Consider the following 19,353-nt stretch of genomic DNA (forward strand, 5'->3'; position numbering starts at 1 on the left):
GCGAGCGTTAGCGTGGGACACGAGACCTCCGAGCATTCGGGCGTGGCGTCAGCACCCACACCTTCGCTCGGAGGTCTCCTCGTTGGATCAGGCCTCGGCGCCGTCAACAACGCTCATGGGCAGTACATCTAGGCGACGGGGTGCTGGGCCGTGGTGATGCCCTCGTCCTGCGCCCGCCGCGGGGTGGGCGCGGCCGGCGGCCTGCCGGTGTCGGTCTGCTGGATGGTGTCGATGGTCTCCATGCCCTTGGTGAACTCGACGTTCTCGTTGTCCATCAGGGCGCGGGGGTTGAAGTCCGGACTGGCCAGCACGCCGTGGACCCGGCGCCGCTGCATCCCGAAGTTGCCACCGTCGTAGATCGGGAAGATGGCGGCCTCCCGCAGGTACTTCTCGAACGCGTGCTTCTTGTCCGCGCTGTTGACCCCGACCACCTGCATGCACTTGTAGACGCTGTCCAGGAGCGTCTCGGTGCAGTAGGTCTTGTTCAGCGCCCCGATCAGTTCGCCGTGGTAGTCGTGCTCGTCGATGTAGTGCGCCGCCTTCCAGCAGAAGTAGCGACAGGCCTCGATGCGCGCGGCGACGTCGCCCAGCACGTAGCCCACGTTCTGGAACTGGATCATCGGGTGCGGGCTGCCGGCGGTGTAGGTCTTGGCCCACGTCAGGGCGGCCTCGTACGCGGCGCGGGCGACGCCGACGGCCGCGATCCCGGCGACCGGCCCGGACCAGGCGAAGTTGCGGTTGATGAGCAGGTCGCCGTTCCCGAGCGTCCCCTGCACGAGGTTGTCGGCCGGCACCCGGGCGTCCTCGAAGACGATCTCCGCGTTGGGCGTGAGGCGGTGCCCGAAGGTGTCGATGAGGGAGTAGGTCACGCCGGGGGTCCCGCGCTCGACCAGGATCGCCGACAGGCCCTCCGTGCCCCCCTTGTCCGGGTCCGTGCGGACGACGACCAGGTTGACGTTCGCACCCTCGCCGTCCCACCCCGCCACGTTGCAGGGCCAGTACTTGCGCCCGTTGAGCACGTAGGAGTCGCCGTCCCGGCGGGCGGTCACCCCGATGCCCACGGGATGGGGCAGCGGCGTGTCGAAGTTCGCGGTGCCGCCGGGTGTCCCCGGGGGCTCGCTGGCGGCGTAGCCGGCGATGAACTCCCCCGACGGGTCCGAGGTGGCGGCCCCGATGACCCGCCGCTTCTGCTCCTCGGTCCCCCAGTACCAGACCGGCATCAGCGCCAGACCGTTGACCAGCACCGTGCAGGCGAACCCGGGGTCGACGGCGCACAACTCCTCCGCGGCCAGGATGAGCTCCACGTTGGTCAACCCGCCCCCGCCGTACTCCTTCGGCAACATCCCGAAGGCGATGCCCCGCTTGTAGGCCTCGACGTAGGCCGGCTTGGTCATCTGGAAGGCCTTCAGAGGGTCCGGTTCCCGGTCCGCGTCGCGGACGATCGGCGCCAGCACGTTCTCCGCGAAGTCGCGGGCCGCCAGCTGGACCTTCTTCTGGTCCCCACTGGGCGTGAAGTTGATGCCGCTCGACGGCGCGAAGTCGATGGACATGCCGACCCTCCTCACGAGACGGGACTCCGGTCGGCCGTGAGGGCGGACCGGTGACACGGGGCCGGTACGGGTTACGGACCGTGTCGTTCATCACACTCTCGGGCCGAGGCGTCCACCGAGTAGGGACCAACGCCTCCACCTGGCGCCGACGGTCCTGGCGGGTCGTTCCAGGCGTGTTGCGCCCGGCGGCCGCCGGTGACGGCCACGTCTCGGGACGGTCACGATCTCACCCCGATGAGCCGGTGGGGCGGTGTGAGCCGTCGCTGTCCGGGTAAGCGGCGTAGCGTGAGGGACGTCAAGACAGCAGCGGACCCACCAAGCCGGACGACGACCGGCGCACGGAACTGACGACTACGAGCACCACGACGACAGACCTGCACCACCCAGTGACGTCCCTGCTGACCCGCCCCATCCGCTTCGACGACCCCGGACACACCGCCCTCGGCGCGTCCGACCGTTGGATCGGCAGGATCGGGAACAGAGGGGGTCATCCTGGCGCTGTGCAGGAGGCCGATCCGCAGCCGCGGGTCCGTGCGGTAGAGAGCGAGTGATGACCCAGATGACCCAGACGCTGACGACGACCCCGCCCGCCGACGACCTGGTCGTCCCCTTCCACTGTGACCGCTGTGGTGCGCTGGCCAAGGTGCGCGTCGTCCTCGCCAGCGGCAGCGACCTCGTGTTCTGCGGGCACCACGCCCGTGAGTACGAGGGCAAGCTGCGCGACATCGCCGTCGACATCATCGACACCGACGGCGAGCAGCGCATCACCTCCTGACCGAAGGGTTATCGTCGCCGACAGCGATGAACCCCTCACCCGACGCCGCCGCCGGCGTCCCGGATCCGCCTGAGGCGGACGGGGCGCCGGCGGCTCCGTCGTTCCCGGGATCCCCCGGTCGACGGCGACCCGGAGATCCCCCGATGCCACAGTCCCCCACCCCGCAGGACGAGACCGCCCGGATCGAACCCGAGGTCTTCTCCGACGACACCCGCCCGGTGCCGCGCGACCGCGGCCCCGTGGGCCCGGAGACCGCCACCCGTCCTCCGGCCGCCGGTCCCGCCCCGGCCACCGACACCCCCGCCGTCGCACCGGCCGCCGCTGCGGTGCCCGTCGAGGACGGCGAGACCCAGGACATCCGCTTCGCCCCCGGCGAGGCCCCCGGGCAGCTCCCGCCCCCGGCCGCGGCCGACGAGGCCGCGGCGACCGGCGTCCTGCCCTCCACCGCGGAGTCCCCCGCCGGCGCCGCGGACGACCTGCGGGACGCCGCGACCACGGAGAGCGCCGCGGACGACCCGCGGGACGCCGCGACCACGGGGAGCGCCGCGGCCGACGGCCCCGGCGACGGGAGCGAGCCGCCGGCCGGCGACGCCGCACCGCGCCGGCCGTGGTGGCGCCGTCCGGCCGTGGTCACCCCCGTCGCCGCCGTGGGGCTCCTCGCGGCCGCCTACGGCATCGACGTCGCCGTCTCCGGCGGCGACGTGCCCCGCAACACGGTGGTCGCAGGCGTGGACATCGGCGGGCTCTCCACCGCCGCCGCCGGTGAGCGGCTCGAGGCCGAGCTCGCCCCGCGGGTGACCGCCGACCACGTGGTCGTGGCCGACGACGTGGAGGCGACCCTCTCCCCCGCCACCGCGGGCATCACCCTGGACGTCGACGGCACCGTGGACGCCGCGGGCGACCAGCCGCTGAACCCCTGGACGCGGCTCGTGTCGCTGTTCGGCGAGCGTGCGGTCGCGCCGGTGATGACCGGCGAGGAGACCGCGCTGGCCGCGCAGATCGACGCGATCGCCGAGCAGGTCGACCGCGCACCGGTCGACGCCACCATCGCGATCGAGGGGACGACCCCCCGCGTCGTCGACCCGCAGGACGGCCGCACGCTGGACCGCGAGGGCGCCGCGGCGGCGGTGACCGACTTCCTGGCCGCGGGCGGCGACCCGAGCACCCCGATCGAGCTGCCGGTCGACGTCACCGAGGTCACCGTGGACGCCGCCGAGGCCCAGCGGGTGCTCGACGCGACCGTCACCCCGGGCCTGGCCGCGCCGGTCACCGTCGGCAGCTCGGACGGCGCGACGTCGGTCGAGATCCCGCCGACCGCGATCGCCGCCTCGCTCACCTTCACGCCGCAGGACAGCGGCGAGCTCGCCGTCGCCGTCGACCCCGCCCGACTCCAGGAGGCGATGGGCGACGACTTCGCCGAGTTCGGCACGCCCGCCGAGGACGCCCGGTTCGAGCCGTCCGGCGGTGCGGTGACCGTCGTCCCCTCGGTGGACGGCACGGGGGTCGACCCCGCCGCGCTCTCCGGGCAGCTGCTCGAGGTGCTCCCGCAGCCCGCGCCGCGCACCGTGACCGCGCAGCTCGGCCCGGTCGAGGCCGAGTTCAGCACCGCCGACGCCGAGGCGCTGGGCATCCGCGAGGAGATCAGCACCTTCACCACGAACTTCACCAGCGCGGCCAGTGGCACGAACATCCGCGTGGGCGCCGCGGAGATCGACGGCGCCATCGTCCGGCCGGGTGAGACGTTCAGCCTCAACGGCCACACCGGCCCGCGCGGCACCGCCCAGGGCTACGTCGAGGCCGGCGTCATCAACAACGGCGAGTTCACGACCGCCGTCGGCGGCGGCATGAGCCAGGTCGCCACGACGCTGTTCAACGCCGTCTTCTTCGCCGGGCTCGAGGACGTCTACCACAAGCCGCACAGCTACTACATCAGCCGCTACCCGGCCGGCCGCGAGGCGACGGTCTACTACGACTCGATCGACCTGAAGTTCCGCAACGACGCCGACACCGGCGTCTACATCGACACCCAGTGGACGCCGAGCTCGCTGACGGTCACCTTCTACGGGACCAAGCGCTACGACATCGAGTCGATCAGCAGCAACCGGTTCAACCAGCGCCAGCCGGTGGTGCAGGAGAAGCCCGACGACGGCAGCTGCAGCCCCCAGGGCGGCTCGACCGGCTTCGACATCACCGTCACCCGCGTGTTCAAGGACCCGCAGAGCGGCGCGGAGATCCGCCGCGAGGACTTCCGCACCCGGTACGCCGCCGAGCCGGTGATCCGCTGCGTCCCCACCGCCCCGGCCTCCGACGCCCCCGCCCCCGAGGGCACCGCGCCGGCGTCCGCGCCGGCCCCGGGCGGCCGCCGCCCTCCCCGGCGGACGGCGGCCTGACCGCTCGCCCGATCGGGCGGGGAACCGCGCCGACCGGCCGCACCCGGACCCCCGCCGGAGCCCTGACGTGCACACTGGGCCGGTGAGCACCGTCCTGCCCGGGGGGTCACCGGCCCCCGCGGGGAGCGGCCCGGACGGTTCCGCCGGTGCTCCCGGCGTCGCGGCGCCGGTCCTCCCCTCGACGGCGCTCCCCCGGCGGGAACGGCTGGCCCGGTGGCCGGCGCCGGTCCGGGTGCCGCTGCAGGTGCTCGGCCGCACCATCGCCAAGGCCTGGCAGGACCGCATCCTGGGTCTGTCGGCGGAGGCCGCGTTCTGGCAGATCCTCTCGGTCCCGCCCCTGCTCATCGGGCTGCTGGGCTCGCTGGGTTACCTCGGCAGCTTCATCGGTCAGCGGTCCGTGGCGCAGATCGAGGACCAACTGCTCACCGCCTCCGCCGAGGTGCTCACCCCCGACGTCGTCGACTCCCTGGTGCGGCCCACCCTGGCCGACATCCTCGGCTCCGGCCGGCTGGACCTGGTGAGCGTCGGCTTCGTGCTGTCGCTGTGGGCCGGCTCCTCGGCGACCGCGACGTTCATGAACACGATCGTGATCGCCTACGACCAGCGGGACGTGCGGGGCCCGATCCGCACCCGGCTCAAGGCCCTGTGGCTGTTCGTCGTCGGCATGGTGATGGCGGTGCTCACCCTGCCGCTGCTGGTGCTGGGCCGCGCGGTGCTGGTGTCGCTGCTGCCCCTGGACTGGCGTGGGACGGCGACCGTGCTGGTCAACGCCGTCTACTGGCCGGTGGTGCTGGTCGGCCTGGTCCTGGCGCTGACCAGCTTCTACCACGTCGTCCTGCCCCGCCGGCTGCCGTGGCGGCGGCACCTGCCGGGGACCCTGCTGGCGGTCGCGTTCTTCCTCGTGGCCGCGCTGCTGCTGCGGGCCTACGTGGCCGACATCCTCACCGCGACGCTGCCCTACGGCGCGCTGGCCACGCCGATCGCGGCGCTGCTGTTCTGCTTCCTCTTCGGCATGGCGGTGCTGCTGGGCGCCGAGCTCAACGCCACCGTCCAGGCCCGCTGGCCGGCGCCGCTGCGCCGGCACCAGAGGCGCCGCCAGGAGCGCCGGGCCGCCAAGCTCGAGCGCGCCCGGCGCCTGGACCTGTTGTGACTCAGTCCTTGCGGAGCTGCTCGTAGATCTCCTTGCAGGCCGGGCACACCGGGCTGCCGGGCTTCGGGCTCTTCGTCACCGGGAAGACCTCGCCGCACAGGGCCTCGACCATCGTGCCCATGACCGCGCTCTCGGCGATCTTGTTCTTGCGGACGTAGTGGAAGACCTCGTTGGCGTTGCCGGTGTCGCCCTCGCGGACGTCGGGCTTCTCGAGGAGGTCGGTGTTGCTCACGCGGTGCTCCCTCAGGTCACGGGACGGCTGACGGGGCGTCCCCGGGCCGCCGGGTGGCGGGACCGGTTCGACCGCCCTGCCCACCATGATGTCAGGGTGCCCGCCGCCGCCCCGCCGTCCGCCGTCCCGCCGTCGACCGTCTCCCCCGAGGTGGCCGAGGCGCTCGCCGCCGGCCGGCCGGTCGTCGCGCTGGAGAGCACGCTGCTGGCCCACGGGCTGCCCCGGCCGGACAACCGGGCCGCCGCCGACGAGGTGGAGGCCGCCGTCCGCGCCGGTGGTGCGGTGCCCGCGACGATCGCCGTCCTCGACGGTGTGCCGCACGTGGGGCTGACGGCCGACCAGGTGGACCGCGTCTGCGCCGACGCCGACCTCGCCAAGCTGGGCGTCCGGGACCTGCCGGTCGCCGCGGTGCTGCGCCGGGGTGGTGCGACCACCGTGTCCAGCACCGCGCTGCTGGCCGCCCGGGCCGGGATCGGGGTGTTCGCCACCGGCGGCCTCGGCGGGGTGCACCGGCAGTCCACCGACACCTTCGACGAGTCCGCCGACCTCGTGGCCCTGGCCCGCACCTCCCTGGTCGTGGTCTGCGCCGGGGTGAAGTCGATCCTCGACGTCCCGGCCACGCTGGAACGGCTGGAGTCGCTGTCGGTCACCGTCGTCGGCTACCGGACGACGACCTTCCCCGGCTTCTACGTCGCCGACTCCGGCTCGACGGTCGACTGGTCCGTGGACGACGCCGAGCAGGCCGCCGCGGTGTTCGCCGCCCGCCGGGAGCTCGCGCCGGGCGCGGTGGTCGTCGCCAACCCGCTGCCGGCCGACGAGCAGCTCGACCCCGACCTGCACGACCGGGTCATCAAGGACGCGCTGGCCGCGGCGGAGGAGGCCGGCGTGCGCGGCAAGGCCGTCACCCCGTTCGTCCTCGACCACCTGCACCGGGCCAGCGCGGGCGCCACCCTCGCGGTCAACGTGCGCCTGGTGCTGCGCAACGCGGAGCTGGCCGGCCGGATCGCCGCCGCCCTCGCCGCGCTCCCCCGCTGAGGCCGGCGTGCTCCCGGTCGTCGTCGTCGGGGACCTCGCCACCGACGTGGTGGTGGTGCTCGACGGCGAGGCGGCGCCGGCGTCGGACCGCCCGGCGCGCATCACCACCCGTGGCGGCGGCGCCGGGGCCAACGTCGCCGTCCACCTGGCGGCGCTCGGCGTCCCGGTGGTGTTCGCCGGCTGCACCGGTGACGACGCGGCCGGCGCCGGGCTGGTCGCGGACCTCGTCGCCGCGGGGGTGACTGCGGCCGTGCGGTCGGTGCCGGACGCCGCGACCGGCACGGTCGTCAGCCTGGTGGAGCCGGACGGGCAGCGCAGCATGCTGGCCGACCGCAGCGCCAACCTGGCCCTGCAGCCCGGCGACGTCCCACCGTTGCGGGCCGGCGGGCACCTGCACCTGTCCGGCTACACGCTGCTCGACCCGCGCCCCCGGGCCGCCGGACTCGCCGCCCTGGCCGCGGCGGCCGCCGCCGGCTGCACCGTGTCGCTCGACCCGGCCTCGACCGGCCCGCTCGCCCGGTACGGCGTGGACCGGTGGCTGGCCGACACCGCGGCGGCCACGCTGGTGCTGCCGAACGAGGAGGAGGCGCGGCTGCTCACCGGGTGCCGGGACGCCGCCGGCGCGGCCCGCGCCCTCGCCGCCCGGCACCGGGTCGCGGTGGTGACGCTGGGCGCCGAGGGCGCGCTGTGGGCCTCCGGCGACACGCTCGTGCACCGCCCGGCGCACCCGGGGCCGGTCGTGGACACCACCGGCGCGGGCGACGCGTTCGCGGCGGGGCTGCTGTCGGTCTGGCTGGCCGATCCGGCCGGCGATCCCGCGCGGGCGCTGGCGGCGGGTCTGGCGCGGGCGGCGGCGGTCGTCGCCCGTCCAGGAGCGCGCTGAGGCCCCCGGCAGGGGCCCGCGGCCCCTGCCGGGGGCTCGCAGCGAGCCTGCGAGCGGTGGGGAGGACGGGGTCCTCCCCCGGTGGGGAGCAGGCTTCAGTGCTCGATGACCCGGCCGGGGCGGTCGGGGTTCTCCAGGATCCGGTCGGGCCGGGGTGCGGTGTAGCGGTTGACGTCGAGCTTCTTCTTCGGCGGCTCGTCGTTGGCCATCATGACCGCGATCCACGGGAGGACGGTGCCCAGGAGCGCGAAGATCAGCGCCAGCCACAGCGTCTGGTAGAAGACCGCCGCCAGGATCAGGGCGACCGCGCGGACGGCCATCGTCAGCACGTAGCGCTTCTTCCGCGCCGCGTGCAGCTCGGCACGGCTGGGCTGGGCCTCGGTGATGAGGACCGGTTGCGACCGGTGGGGACGCGCGGGCTGCTGGCTCGAGGCCACGGATGTCCTTCCCTCTGCCGACCGCGGGCAGCGGCCCTCGGCAGAATCCTTCCCGGGCCACGGCGCCCGGCGTCCCGACGGCGACGGGTCCCCTGCACAGCCCGGGTGCGCCGCCCATCGTGCCACCGGATCGGGGCGGGTGCAGACGCCCCGGCGCGCCGGTTCTCAGCCGTTCGCGGCGGCCTTCGCGGCCTGCTTCTGCGCCTGCTTGAACGCCCGCACCTCGGCCAGGGACTCGGGGCCGGTGATGTCGGCGACCGACCGGCGGGAGCCCTCCTCGCCGTACTCGCCCGCGGCCTCCCGCCAGCCCGGCGGGGTGACGCCGTACTGCTTGCCCAGCAGCGCGACGAAGATCTTCGCCTTCTGCGCGCCGAACCCGGGCAGCCGGCCGACCCGCTCGAGCAGGGTGGCGCCGTCGGGGGCGTCGGCCCACAGCGCCTCGGCGCGGCCGTCGTAGCGCTCGACGACCAGCCGGCAGACCGCCTGGGCGCGGCCGGCCATCGACCCCGGGTACCGGTGGATCGCCGGTGGGCCCTGAAACCAGGCGGTCATCTGCTCGGGGTCGGCGTCGGCGATCTCCGCGGCGGAGAGGGTCGCGACGCCCATCCGCTCGGCCAGCAGCCGCGGGCCGGAGAAGGCGCGCTCCATCGGGAACTGCTGGTCGAACAGCATGCCGAGCAGCAGCGCGAGCGGGTCCCGGCCGAGCAGGTCGTCGGCGGCGGCGTCCTGGGTGATGCGGATGATCGGCACCGGGAGATCCTGCCGCACCCTGCGTCGGGAGGTTCCGGGAGCAGCACCGTCGTCAGTCGCGCCGCCGTGTCGATCGAGCTGCGGGTGATCTGCATCGTCGTCCTCGTCGTCCTCGTCGTCCTCGTCGTCCGGTCAGGGGCGCAGCAGGGCCTTGATGGCACGGCGCTCGTCCATCGCCCGGTAGCCCTCGGCGGCCTGGTCGAGGGGCAGTTCCAGGTCGAAGACCTTGCCCGGGTCGATGGTCCGGTCGCAGATCAGGCTGATCAGGTCGGGCAGGAAGCGGCGCACCGGCGCGGGGCCGCCGTGCAGGTGGACGCCGGAGAAGAACAGCTCCTCGCCGGGCAGGGAGACGTCGTGGGAGACCCCGACGTAGCCGACGTGCCCGCCGGGGCGGGTGGCACGGATGGCCTGCATCATCGACTCCTGGGTGCCGACGGCCTCGATCACCGAGTGCGCGCCGAGCCCGTGGGTCAGGTCCTTGATGCGCGCGACGCCCTCGTCGCCGCGCTCGGTCACGACGTCGGTGGCACCGAACTGGCGGGCCAGCTCCTGGCGGTCCGCGTGCCGGCTGAAGACGATGACGCGCTCGGCGCCGAGCTGCCGGGCGGCCAGGACGCCGAGCAGGCCGACCGCGCCGTCGCCGACGACGGCGACGGTCCTGCCGGGCCCGACCTCGGCGGCGACCGCGGCGAACCAGCCGGTGCCGAGCACGTCGGAGGCGGCGAGCAGGCTCGGGACCAGGTCGTCGTCGGGCATCCCGGGGGTGGCGACGAGGGTGCCGTCGGCCAGCGGGACCCGGGTGTACTCGGCCTGCCCGCCGGTGGCGGCGCCGGGCTGCCGGTTGAGGCAGTGGGTCTGGTAGCCGGCCCGGCAGATCTCGCAGGTGTTGTCGGAGGCGAAGAACGAGCCGACGACGAACTGGCCGGGCCGCACGGTGGTGACCTCGCTGCCGACCTCCTCGACGACGCCGACGTACTCGTGGCCCATCGGGGACGGGCCGTTCACCGGCTCGACGCCGCGGTAGGGCCACAGGTCCGAGCCGCACACGCAGGTCGCGGCCAGCCGGATGATGGCGTCGGTCGGCTGCTCGATGGTCGGGTCTGGGCGGTCCTCGACGCGGACGTCGCCGGGGGCGTGCAGGACGGCTCCTCGCAAGGCGGTGCTCCTTCGGGTGTGGTCGGGCTGTCCGCTCCAGGGAACGCCCCCGGGCGCGGGCGCGGGGAGTCGGGTCTGTGGGGGTAGCGGCTCCACCCCTTTCGCCCCGCGTGGCCGTCGTAGCGTCGATCGCGTGGACAACCGCTCCGACATCCGCGACTTCCTCGCCAGCCGCCGCGCCCGGATCACCCCGGAGCAGGCCGGCCTGCTGCCCGGCGGGGGCCGGCGGCGGGTGCCCGGGCTGCGCCGCGAGGAGGTCGCCGTGCTGGCCGGGGTGAGCACCGGCTGGTACGAGCGGCTGGAGAAGGGACACATCGCCGGCGTCTCGGAGGACGTCCTGGAGGCCGTCGCGCGGGCGCTCCAGCTGGACGAGGCCGAGCGTCTGCACCTGTTCAACCTGGCCCGCGCCGCCAAGCCGACCCGGACCCCACCGCGGCGCGGCCGGGCGCGGATCCAGCCGCGCGTGCAGTGGATGCTGGACTTGATGACCGGGTCCGCCGCCTTCGTCGCCAACGGCCGGCTGGACGTCCTCGCGACCAACACCCTGGGGTGGGCGCTGCACTCGCCGGTGTTCGACGACCCGAGGCGGCCGGCGAACTTCGCGCGCTTCCAGTTCCTCGACCCGCGGGCGCGCGACTACCACCAGGACTGGGCGAGCGCGGGGAACACCACCGTCGCGCTGCTGCGCACCGAGGCCGGCCGCGATCCCCACGACAGGGACCTGCGCGAGCTGGTCGGGGAGCTGTCCACGGTCAGCGAGGAGTTCCGCAGCCGCTGGGCCGCACACGACGTGCGCATCCACCACGCCGGGGCCAAGCAGTTCCGCCACCCCGCCGTCGGCCACCTCGAGCTGCTCTACCACACCCTGGACCTGCCCAGCCCGGACCACGGGAAGCTGGCGCTGACCGTCTACACCGCCGAACCCGGCAGCCCGTCCGAGGACGGCCTCACGCTCCTGGCCAGCTGGGCGGCCACCCACAGGGCCCCGGCCGCCCCCGCGACCGACACCACCTGACCGGGTCCGGACGCCCCGGCGGTGCGCTGTCCGCGCACGTGCCCGTGTCGCCCGGCCAGTGGGCCAGCCGGCCGCTGCGGTGGACGGCGAGGATGCGGCGCTCGGTGTCGGAGCGCCGGGTGGGCTGGACGTCGGCACCCCGGAGCCGGCGAGGGCCGACGGCGTGCCGCTGGAGATCCGCGACCGCACCCACTGATCGAGCCCTGACCTGGGCGCCGGTCAGGCCTCGGGCCCGCCGACGGTCCGCCGGAACTCCCGGTGCACGATGTCGTAGCACTCGCAGGCGGCCTCGTGCAGGCGCTCGGCGTCGAGCACGGTGATCCGCCCGCGGGTGTAGCGGATCAGCCCGGCCTGCTGCAGCACGCCGGCGGTCAACGAGACGGTGCCCCGGCGCACCCCGAGCATCTGGGCCAGGAACTCCTGGGTGAGGAGGAACTCGTCGGCGCCCACGCGGTCGCGGGTCTGCAGCAGCCAGCGGGCGCAGCGCTCCTCGGTGGTGTGCAGCCGGTTGCACGCGACGCTCTGTGCGAGTTGCACCATCGTCGCCTGGGTGTAGCGGTGCAGCAGGTCGTGCAGGGCTCCGTCGGAGGCCAGGAACCGGCGCATCTCGCCCGTGGGGAGGCGCACGGCGCTGCCGGCGACCTGGCAGAAGCAGTCGTTGGGGCTCTCCGCGGTGCCGAGGAAGGCCGGCAGGCCGGCCATGCCCTCGTAGCCGATGGTGGCCACCTCGATAGCCGCCTCGCCGTCGGTGGTGGCGAGCAGGGAGAAGACGGCGTCGACCGGGAAGTACACGTGCTCGATGGGCTTGCCGCGGTCGAACACCGGGTCGCGGACGTCGAGGGACACCGGCTCCAGCAGCGCCAGCAGGCGGTCGTACTCCCCCGCCGGCAGCGCCTGGAGCAACAGGTTGCGCTGGGGGTCCGGCTCGAGGCCGGTCGGGTCGGACATCGGGCACCTCTCGCCTCGTGGCTGTTCCGACGGCTCCGGGCGGCGCCTCCCGGCTACCCCCGTGGGGGTGGGGTCATGCCGGGACCGGCGGCGACCCGTAGCGGGCCCAGGGCGGTACCGGGACGGCGAGCATGTCGGCGCCACCTGGCGCCATCGTGTACGCCACCAGCGCCGGCGCGATCAACCGCAGCGGCAGCGCGTGCTCCACACACCCGGTGGCCAGCGCAGCGCTGGGCATGCCGGGCGCCACGGCGTCGGCCGGGTCCTGCACCAGCACCCGGCCGCCGGCCCGCTTGACCGCACGGACGCCGGCGGCACCGTCGGACAGCCGCCCGGTCAGCACCACCGCCAGCACGCGCGGCCCGAAGGCGCCGGCCGCCGCGGCGAGCAGCCCGTCGGCGCTGCCCAGCGCGGGACTGGGCAGCAGCGACAGCCGGCCGGCCTGGTCCAGTTCCGCGGTCGTGGCGGGAGGCAGCACGGTCACCCCACGCTGCAGGACTCCGGGGGTCGCCGTCCGGACGGGCAGGGCGGCCCGTGCCCCCAGCAGACCACTGAGCACGTCGGGTGCGGCCCCGGAGCGGTGCTGCACCACCACGACCGGCGTCGGGAAGGAGGCCGGCAGGCCGGAGACGACCACGCCGAGTGCCTTGACCCCTCCCGTGGAGCCGACCAGGACCACGACGTCGAAGGGTCCCGCCGGAGCCGGCAGCTCGCTGGCCGTCACGAGACCAGGGTAGCCCTTGTGTCAGCCACCTGACACAAGGCGCGCGGCGCGACCTCCATCCGCACACGAGGGCGCGCCGGTGAGCGACGCGGGACTTGCACCGCCGTCGCCCGTGCGCTGTGGTGAGCACCGATCGCGGTGCTCCGGGCGCAGGCCCGGACCGCGGCCCTCCACCTCCGGCCTGTCCGCGGCGGAGAGCGAGACCTGCCCGGTGGTCCAGCCACGCGCCGCCGGGGCCCCGCCGGCAGAGGGGACACGCGCACCATGACGGTCGAGTTGGAGCAGAGGACACGACCCGCGGCCACCTGGCACGCGGAGCACGACGTGCGGGGCTGGGCCCGGGTGCGGCGCGAGATGGCGCGCGCGCAGCGCCAGCAGGCGGAGCAGATGCGCGCCCGTGCCGCGGGCTGGCGCCTCGCCGCCGGGGCGCGCCATCCGGTGGTGAGCGATCCGACGGAGCTGCACCGCAGGGTGACCGAGGCCGAGAGCCGGGTCGCGCACCTGCAGATCGCGCTGACCAGCAACCGGCGCATCGGCATGGCCATCGGCATCCTCATGGCGGGCCACCGGCTGACCGAGGACCAGGCGTTCGACCTGCTGCGGAAGCAGAGCAGCCGACGGAACGTCAAGCTCGTTCGGCTCGCCGAGGAGGTCGTCTACACCGGCTCCCTCGAGTTCCCGTCCCCGTCATCGGCCACGCCGCCGGTCACGCGCAGTCCGGACCGCCCGGCCGCAGCGCGTCAGCGGCCCAGGACCGCCGGCGGCTGATCCCGCGCGGGCTCGACGCCCTCGCCGGTGAGGCGCGCCCGCACGGTCCGGGCGCGTTCCCGCGCCGTGCCGGCGAGGCGGCGCTCGGCCTCCGCCCGCTCCCGGAGCACCCCTGTCCGCGCCCCGCTCGCCTGCCGTGCGGCGGCCCGCTCGAGTACGTCCGCGACTCCCTCGTGCAGGACGGCGGCTCGCTCGTGCAGTGCGATGGCGTCGCGCTCCCGCGCCACCGCCCGGTCGAACGCGCGACGGCTCCGCTCCGCACCGACGCCGGGCGCGCCCATCCGCACAGTCTGTCCGCGCCGCACCCGGCGCGACAGGGCCGGGCAGCCCCGCACCGCCGGGCGGTCACGGGGAGACTCGACCGGTGCGCGCGGGTGGTGAGCAGGGCGGGTCTCCGTAGCCCCGAGGAGATCGCTTAGGCGCTGCTGTGGCTGTGCACAGAGCTCGGCGGTTCCCGTGGGGCACGCCCTCGTCGTGGACGGCGGCCGGACCTCCGGCATGGATCCGTCACCGTGGCGACGACGGCCGGGCGGGGTGGCACGGAGCGACGCGCCCGAGGGCTGGGGCGGGCGAGCGATGCCGCGGGCCGCTCACCGGCCCTTTGGTCGTGGCGCTCAGCCCGTCCGTGCGGGGCGCATCAGGGCCCGCGCGGGAGGAGGCCCCCGACCGGTGGAGCGACGCTCGGTAGAACTGTTCCGTCACGGACTTCCGATCACGCTGTGCTCACGTCTAACCTCAGTGAGTCACACCCGTTCACCCGATCGAGGGGCCCCTTCCCCATGCACCACCGCCCCTCCGGGCATCGTCTCGTTCCCCTTCTGCTCCGCTGGTCCCGCCAGGGACGCCGCCGCGCGGGCCTCCCGGTCTCCGCGGTCGTCGCCCTCGTGGCGGTGACGGTCACGCTGACCACGCCCGCGCCGGAGGGAGCCGCCGAGAGCGCGCGCACGCTCGACGCCGTGGAGGCGTCCGCCGACACCCCGCTCGCCCACGCGGGCGGCGACACGACCGGCATCGGCGTCCCCATGGAGCGCGTCGAACAGACCGCTGCCGAAGCCGCCGAGCCGTCGGACGCCGACGGTGCGCCCCTCGCGGTGTCCGATCGCGAGGTGCTGCAGAAGGTGAAGCAAGCCGGTCTGTGGGAGATGCCGGTCGGGACATCGCTGACCGAGCGAGCCGTCGATCCGCTGGTCCGCGAGGTCGGCGGCAAGATCTCCGCCGAGCACCACGTCCTCGACGGGATCGTCGAGGAGGTCGCGGCCCGACTGGGCGTCGCGCTGCCGACCGGCCCGACGACGGAGCAGCAGGGCTGGATGCGCGAGATCGACGCGCAGCAGGGCGCCGCGTTCGACGAGCGCGCCGTGTTCCTGCTCCGGCAGGCACACGGCAACGTGCTGCCGTTCCTGACCCAGGTCCGGGTGTCGACGCGCAGCGCGGAGATCCGCGAGTTCGCGACCGAGGCGATGGCGTTCGTGCAGCGGCACATCGAGTACCTCGAGTCGACCGGGCTCGTGGACTACGAGCTGCTGCCCAGCACGTCCGACGTCGACCACCCCGACTGGCTGGCGAACACCCTCGACTTCCTCCTGTACACCCTGGTCACCGCTCTCTTCGTCGTCCTGCTCGTCCTCTTCGGCCGGGCGCTGGCTCGAACCGTGCAGACGCTGGCCGGACCGCGGGAGAACCGGACCACCACACCGCGGACACGGGCCCGCGGACACCACGCAAGGAGCAGAGCATGAGCAGGTCCAGGACCAACCAGGCGCTCCCCGTCGCCGCAGCCATGGCCGTGGGGGCTGTGCTCGGCGCCGCCGTGGTGGCCGGCACGGGCAGCCTCGCGACGGCGTCCGCGCAGTCCAGCGAGGCGGCCGCAGCGTCATCCTCGGCCGCCGGCGACGGGGCCGCGGCGTCATCCTCGGCCGCCGGCGAGGGGGCCGCGGGGCACGACCACGGGACTGCGGCGTCCGACGCCGCGGCATCACTCGTGCCGCTGGCGCAGGGCTGCGAGGACTCCGACCTGCCGCCGCACGACGGCAACCAGGTTGGGCCCGCGTGCGTCCCGACCCCGTTCGGCGAGGTCGGCGCGGCGGAGGACAACCCGCAGCTGCTGATCACCGACGCCCCGGGCGAGGTGGCGGTCGGCCAGCCGTTCGCGATCGAGGTGTCGACGCGCAACCTCGTCCGGGACCGCTTCCTGCCCGCCGCGGAGGGCGGCTACTACCTCGAGTCCTCCACCCTGGACGCGAACGGTCTGGTCCGCGGCCACTTCCACACGGCCTGCCGCGTGCTGGGCGACACCGGCGAGGCGCCCCAGCCGGAGCGTCAGGCCGTGTTCGTCGCGACCGAGGACGGCGGGGGCGGCGCCACGCCGGACACCGTCACGGTCCAGATCCCGGGACTGCTCACCGCCGGCGAGGCCCAGTGCTCGGCGTGGGCCGGCGACGGCTCCCACCGGATCCCGATGATGGTGTTCGCCAACCAGATGCCGGCTGTCGACTCGGTCCGCATCCGGGTCACGGCGGACGATGCGGCCGAGGCGGCTCCCCCGGGCAACGCGGATGCGGCGGACACGGGCGCCGGCCAGCCGACCGAGACCCCGCAGCGCACCGAGGAGGCGTCTGTCACCGCGCAGCGCACCGAGGAGGCGTCGGCCACCGCGGAGCGCCCGGCGGCCGAGACCCCGCAGCGCACCGTGGAGCCGGAGCGCACCGGTGCCGACGTCGACTCCGAGAGCCGGAGCGGGACCGACACCGACACGCGCACCGACGGCGACGGCGACCCGTCGAACGGCCGCTGACCGGGCCCCTCGGCAACCCCTCACGCGGGATGCCGTTCTGGACCGGCCGAGGATGGCCTGGTGCGCGCGGTGGTGAGCAGGGTCGGGACGGCGGCGGTCACGGTGGACGGCGTCGTCGTGGGCGAGATCGGCCGGGGGCTGCTGGCGCTCGTCGGCGTCGGCCGGGACGACGACGCCGAGCGCGCCCGGGTGCTGGCCCGCAAGATCCACGAACTGCGGGTCTTCCCCACCGAGGACGGCGCCCGGTCGGTGTCCGACCTGGACCTGCCCGTGCTGGTGGTCAGCCAGTTCACCCTCTACGCCGACACCCGCAAGGGCCGCCGTCCCTCCTGGGACGCCGCCGCCCCCGGTGAGCTGGCCGCGCCGCTGATGGACGAGGTCGTCGCGGAGCTGCGCCGGCGCGGCAGCGAGGTGGCCACCGGCGTCTTCGGCGCCCGGATGCTCGTCTCGTCGGTCAACGAGGGGCCGATGACCTTGCTGCTGGAGGTCTGATCCGCCGAGCGCGGGGTACCGCAGGGTGACACAACACACGCCCTGTGCGTTTGCTGGGAACCCGGCATCGGTGGAACACGCAGGCCCGTCGCGGCCGTTGTGCAGGGCGTACCACAACGGACACCCGAGCGAGGGCTGCGGCCGGTTGACGAACCGGCCGACCGGGCCCCCACCCACGACGCCCGGACGCGCGCCGCCGCCACCGACGACCGGCGGCACGCATCCGAACCGAAGGCAAGGACGAAGACAGATCGTGACGCTGCTGCAGTCTTCCCCCACCGACACCCTCGAGGTGCGCTCGCGCTCGACGCGCCGCGAGCCCGACACCACGGGTCTGGTCTCGACCGACCTCGTGCGGGTGTACCTCAACACCATCGGCAAGACCGCGCTGCTCACCGCCGAGCAGGAGGTCGAGCTCGCCAAGCGGATCGAGGCCGGCCTCTACGCCGAGCGGCTGCTCGCCGAGAAGCAGGGCCTCACCCCCAGCTACCAGCGGGACTACAAGGCGCTGGCCATCGACGGCAAGGCCGCCAAGCGGCACCTGCTGGAGGCCAACCTGCGCCTGGTCGTCTCGGTGGCCAAGCGCTACACCGGCCACGGCATGACGTTCCTGGACCTCATCCAGGAGGGCAACGTCGGCCTGATCCGCGCCGTGGAGAAGTTCGACTACACCAAGGGCTTCAAGTTCTCGACGTACGCGACGTGGTGGATCCGCCAGGCCATCACCCGCGCCATGGCCGACTCCGGCCGCACCATCCGGCTGCCCGTGCACCTCGCCGAGCAGGTCAACAAGGTGGTGCGCACCCGGCGCCGGATCCACCAGGAGCTGGAGCGCGAGCCCACCCCCGAGGAGCTCGGTCTCGAGCTCGACATGACCCCCGAGCGGATCACCGAGCTGCTCGAGTACTCCCGCGACCTGGTCAGCCTCGACCAGACCGTCGGCGCCGACGAGGAGTCCCGCCTCGGTGACTTCATCGAGGACGCCGACGCCGCGGTCGCCGAGGACGCCGTCGCCTTCCAGATGATGAAGGGCGACGTGCGCAACGTGCTCTCCACGCTCGAGGACCGCGAGCGCGACGTCGTCGTCCTCCGCTTCGGCCTGGACGGCGGCCAGCCGCGGACCCTGGAGCAGATCGGGAAGCAGTTCGGCCTCTCCCGCGAGCGGGTGCGCCAGATCGAGCGCGAGACGATGGCCAAGCTCCGCGACCCGGAGCGCGCCGACGCCCTCCGCGACTATCTCGCCTGACGTCCTCCGGACGTCACCGCGGCCAGGTGCCGTCCCCGGCACCGAACCGTCCGGCACCGCTCGAGAGCCGGTCACCTCCGGGTGGCCGGCTCTCGGCGTCCCGGGGGCGCGCGCAGCGACCCGGTGACCTCGCGCCCGCACCGCGGGACCCTGGACGGCAGCGGGGGCACCGCCCCCGGGGAGCGCGCCATGACCACACCGCGAGCCGCGACCGAGACCTTCCAGATCGGCGCCGAGGCCGCCGAGCTCTACGAGGCCCGCTTCGTGCCGGCGATCTTCGCCCAGTGGGCCCCCCTGCTGGCCGACGTCGCCGGCGTCCGGCCCGGACAAGACGTCCTCGACGCCGCCTGCGGGACGGGCATCGTCGCGCGGACCGTCGCCGACCGGCTGGGTGGCCGCGGCCGGGTCGTGGGCGTGGACCTGAACGAGGCCATGCTCGCCGTGGCCCGCCGGGTCCGGCCCGACCTGGAGTGGCGGCAGGGGGACGTCGCCGCCCTGCCGTTCCCCGACTCCGCCTTCGACGCGGTGCTGTGCCAGATGGCGCTGATGTTCTTCCCGGACCGGACGGCGGCGTTGCGCGAGGCGGCACGGGTGACCCGTCCCGGCGGCGTGGTCGCCGTCTGCGTCCCGGCCGCCCTGGCCGACCAGCCCGCCTACGGCCCCTTCGTCGAGATGGCCGTCTCGCACGCCGGCCCCGACGCCGCGTCGCTGCTCGGCGCGTACTGGGCCTGCGGCGACCTGGACCAGCTGCGCGCGACCCTCACCTCCGCCGGCCTCACGGTGGTGGCCACCCGGACCCACCTGGGCACCGCCGCCTTCGACTCCGCCGACGCGCTGGCCACCACCGAGGTCGAGGGGTCACCGCTGGCCCAGCGGATCACCCCCGAGGTCTACGAGCGCATCCGCGCCGGCGCCCGGGAGGTGCTGGCGCCCTTCACCGCCCCGGACGGCACGCTGGCCGCTCCCCTGCGCGGGCACCTGGTCGCCGGCCGCACGCCGGCGTGAGCCC

The 19,353-nt window shown here is 74.6% G+C and carries 20 protein-coding genes; 12 read left to right on the top strand and 8 right to left on the bottom strand.

What is annotated here, in order from left to right:
* Window positions 1-128: 128 nt before the first annotated feature.
* Window positions 129-1,550 (bottom strand): acyl-CoA dehydrogenase family protein, encoded by a 1,422-nt coding sequence (locus tag ACI784_RS21840; protein ID WP_457014882.1) that lies wholly within the window; start codon window positions 1,548-1,550, stop codon window positions 129-131.
* A 550-nt stretch (window positions 1,551-2,100) separates the two neighbouring features.
* On the opposite strand from ACI784_RS21840, the gene ACI784_RS21845 reads away from it, so the two are divergent.
* From ACI784_RS21845 to ACI784_RS21855, 3 genes are all read left to right on the top strand, one after another.
* A complete protein-coding gene (locus tag ACI784_RS21845; protein ID WP_097206314.1) occupies window positions 2,101-2,325 on the top strand; it encodes a DUF7455 domain-containing protein in 225 nt (74 codons plus the stop codon).
* Between the two features lie 143 nt (window positions 2,326-2,468).
* The gene (locus ACI784_RS21850) at window positions 2,469-4,715 is read left to right on the top strand and encodes a VanW family protein (protein WP_457014883.1); all 2,247 of its coding nucleotides are present in this window, start codon (window positions 2,469-2,471) and stop codon (window positions 4,713-4,715) included.
* 82 nt (window positions 4,716-4,797) lie between these two features.
* The gene (locus ACI784_RS21855; RefSeq protein ID WP_457014884.1) at window positions 4,798-5,865 is read left to right on the top strand and encodes a YihY/virulence factor BrkB family protein; all 1,068 of its coding nucleotides are present in this window, start codon (window positions 4,798-4,800) and stop codon (window positions 5,863-5,865) included.
* 1 nt (window position 5,866) lies between these two features.
* Here ACI784_RS21855 and ACI784_RS21860 read toward each other — a convergent pair whose 3' ends face one another.
* On the bottom strand, window positions 5,867-6,097 hold the full coding sequence (locus tag ACI784_RS21860) for a DUF3039 domain-containing protein (protein ID WP_456925833.1): 231 nt from the start codon (window positions 6,095-6,097) through the stop codon (window positions 5,867-5,869).
* A 96-nt stretch (window positions 6,098-6,193) separates the two neighbouring features.
* Between ACI784_RS21860 and ACI784_RS21865 the strand changes: the two genes are divergently transcribed.
* Both ACI784_RS21865 and ACI784_RS21870 read left to right on the top strand, forming a co-directional pair.
* Window positions 6,194-7,132 carry a pseudouridine-5'-phosphate glycosidase gene (locus tag ACI784_RS21865; protein WP_457014885.1) on the top strand — a complete coding sequence of 313 codons (939 nt, stop codon included), beginning with the start codon at window positions 6,194-6,196 and terminating at the stop codon, window positions 7,130-7,132.
* A 7-nt stretch (window positions 7,133-7,139) separates the two neighbouring features.
* Window positions 7,140-8,015, top strand: coding sequence for a carbohydrate kinase family protein (locus tag ACI784_RS21870; RefSeq protein ID WP_457014886.1), 876 nt, complete (start codon window positions 7,140-7,142; stop codon window positions 8,013-8,015).
* Between the two features lie 95 nt (window positions 8,016-8,110).
* Here the strand turns inward: ACI784_RS21870 and ACI784_RS21875 are convergent, their stop codons facing one another.
* From ACI784_RS21875 to ACI784_RS21885, 3 genes are all read right to left on the bottom strand, one after another.
* On the bottom strand, window positions 8,111-8,452 hold the full coding sequence (locus ACI784_RS21875; protein WP_456925830.1) for a DUF3099 domain-containing protein: 342 nt from the start codon (window positions 8,450-8,452) through the stop codon (window positions 8,111-8,113).
* Between the two features lie 165 nt (window positions 8,453-8,617).
* Entirely contained in the window at window positions 8,618-9,202 is a 585-nt protein-coding gene (locus ACI784_RS21880) for an HhH-GPD-type base excision DNA repair protein (protein WP_457014887.1), read from the bottom strand.
* A gap of 132 nt (window positions 9,203-9,334) precedes the next feature.
* A complete protein-coding gene (locus ACI784_RS21885; RefSeq protein WP_457014888.1) occupies window positions 9,335-10,357 on the bottom strand; it encodes a zinc-dependent alcohol dehydrogenase family protein in 1,023 nt (340 codons plus the stop codon).
* Window positions 10,358-10,490: 133 nt separating this feature from the next.
* Here ACI784_RS21885 and ACI784_RS21890 point away from each other — a divergent pair, with 133 nt between their 5' ends.
* Window positions 10,491-11,372, top strand: a complete 882-nt coding sequence (locus tag ACI784_RS21890; protein WP_457014889.1) for a helix-turn-helix transcriptional regulator — start codon at window positions 10,491-10,493, stop codon at window positions 11,370-11,372.
* A 219-nt stretch (window positions 11,373-11,591) separates the two neighbouring features.
* Here the strand turns inward: ACI784_RS21890 and ACI784_RS21895 are convergent, their stop codons facing one another.
* Together ACI784_RS21895 and ACI784_RS21900 are read right to left on the bottom strand one after the other, a co-directional pair.
* The gene (locus ACI784_RS21895; protein ID WP_456925826.1) at window positions 11,592-12,320 is read right to left on the bottom strand and encodes a Crp/Fnr family transcriptional regulator; all 729 of its coding nucleotides are present in this window, start codon (window positions 12,318-12,320) and stop codon (window positions 11,592-11,594) included.
* A 73-nt stretch (window positions 12,321-12,393) separates the two neighbouring features.
* A complete protein-coding gene (locus ACI784_RS21900) occupies window positions 12,394-13,044 on the bottom strand; it encodes a chemotaxis protein CheB (RefSeq protein ID WP_457014890.1) in 651 nt (216 codons plus the stop codon).
* A 264-nt stretch (window positions 13,045-13,308) separates the two neighbouring features.
* Between ACI784_RS21900 and ACI784_RS21905 the strand changes: the two genes are divergently transcribed.
* On the top strand, window positions 13,309-13,812 hold the full coding sequence (locus ACI784_RS21905) for an ANTAR domain-containing protein (protein ID WP_457014891.1): 504 nt from the start codon (window positions 13,309-13,311) through the stop codon (window positions 13,810-13,812).
* Here the strand turns inward: ACI784_RS21905 and ACI784_RS21910 are convergent.
* Window positions 13,785-14,093 carry a hypothetical protein gene (locus ACI784_RS21910; RefSeq protein WP_456925823.1) on the bottom strand — a complete coding sequence of 103 codons (309 nt, stop codon included), beginning with the start codon at window positions 14,091-14,093 and terminating at the stop codon, window positions 13,785-13,787. The two genes, ACI784_RS21905 and ACI784_RS21910, sit on opposite strands and share 28 nt — an antisense overlap.
* A 609-nt stretch (window positions 14,094-14,702) precedes the next feature.
* On the opposite strand from ACI784_RS21910, the gene ACI784_RS21915 reads away from it, so the two are divergent.
* From ACI784_RS21915 to ACI784_RS21935, 5 genes are all read left to right on the top strand, one after another.
* A complete protein-coding gene (locus ACI784_RS21915; RefSeq protein ID WP_457014892.1) occupies window positions 14,703-15,551 on the top strand; it encodes a DUF4142 domain-containing protein in 849 nt (282 codons plus the stop codon).
* Entirely contained in the window at window positions 15,548-16,606 is a 1,059-nt protein-coding gene (locus ACI784_RS21920) for a hypothetical protein (RefSeq protein WP_457014893.1), read from the top strand. The genes ACI784_RS21915 and ACI784_RS21920 overlap by 4 nt, the downstream gene beginning before the upstream one ends.
* Before the next feature lie 60 nt (window positions 16,607-16,666).
* Window positions 16,667-17,098 carry a D-aminoacyl-tRNA deacylase gene (dtd, locus tag ACI784_RS21925; protein WP_457014894.1) on the top strand — a complete coding sequence of 144 codons (432 nt, stop codon included), beginning with the start codon at window positions 16,667-16,669 and terminating at the stop codon, window positions 17,096-17,098.
* 253 nt (window positions 17,099-17,351) lie between these two features.
* Window positions 17,352-18,344, top strand: a complete 993-nt coding sequence (gene sigB / locus ACI784_RS21930) for an RNA polymerase sigma factor SigB (protein ID WP_456924414.1) — start codon at window positions 17,352-17,354, stop codon at window positions 18,342-18,344.
* A gap of 189 nt (window positions 18,345-18,533) precedes the next feature.
* Window positions 18,534-19,349 (top strand): methyltransferase domain-containing protein, encoded by an 816-nt coding sequence (locus ACI784_RS21935; protein WP_457014895.1) that lies wholly within the window; start codon window positions 18,534-18,536, stop codon window positions 19,347-19,349.
* Window positions 19,350-19,353: the final 4 nt, after the last annotated feature.

Source organism: Geodermatophilus sp. SYSU D01186 (assembly GCF_054050215.1).

What these genes read in the sequence shown, in the direction of transcription:
- ACI784_RS21895 (WP_456925826.1), bottom strand. Translation starts at nt 12,320, where the DNA reads ATGTCCGACCCGACCGGCCTCGAGCCGGACCCCCAGCGCAACCTGTTG.
- ACI784_RS21910 (WP_456925823.1), bottom strand. Translation starts at nt 14,093, where the DNA reads ATGGGCGCGCCCGGCGTCGGTGCGGAGCGGAGCCGTCGCGCGTTCGAC.
- ACI784_RS21920 (WP_457014893.1), top strand. Translation starts at nt 15,548, where the DNA reads ATGAGCAGGTCCAGGACCAACCAGGCGCTCCCCGTCGCCGCAGCCATG.
- ACI784_RS21840 (WP_457014882.1), bottom strand. Translation starts at nt 1,550, where the DNA reads ATGTCCATCGACTTCGCGCCGTCGAGCGGCATCAACTTCACGCCCAGT.
- ACI784_RS21935 (WP_457014895.1), top strand. Translation starts at nt 18,534, where the DNA reads ATGACCACACCGCGAGCCGCGACCGAGACCTTCCAGATCGGCGCCGAG.
- ACI784_RS21850 (WP_457014883.1), top strand. Translation starts at nt 2,469, where the DNA reads ATGCCACAGTCCCCCACCCCGCAGGACGAGACCGCCCGGATCGAACCC.
- ACI784_RS21845 (WP_097206314.1), top strand. Translation starts at nt 2,101, where the DNA reads ATGACCCAGATGACCCAGACGCTGACGACGACCCCGCCCGCCGACGAC.
- ACI784_RS21905 (WP_457014891.1), top strand. Translation starts at nt 13,309, where the DNA reads ATGACGGTCGAGTTGGAGCAGAGGACACGACCCGCGGCCACCTGGCAC.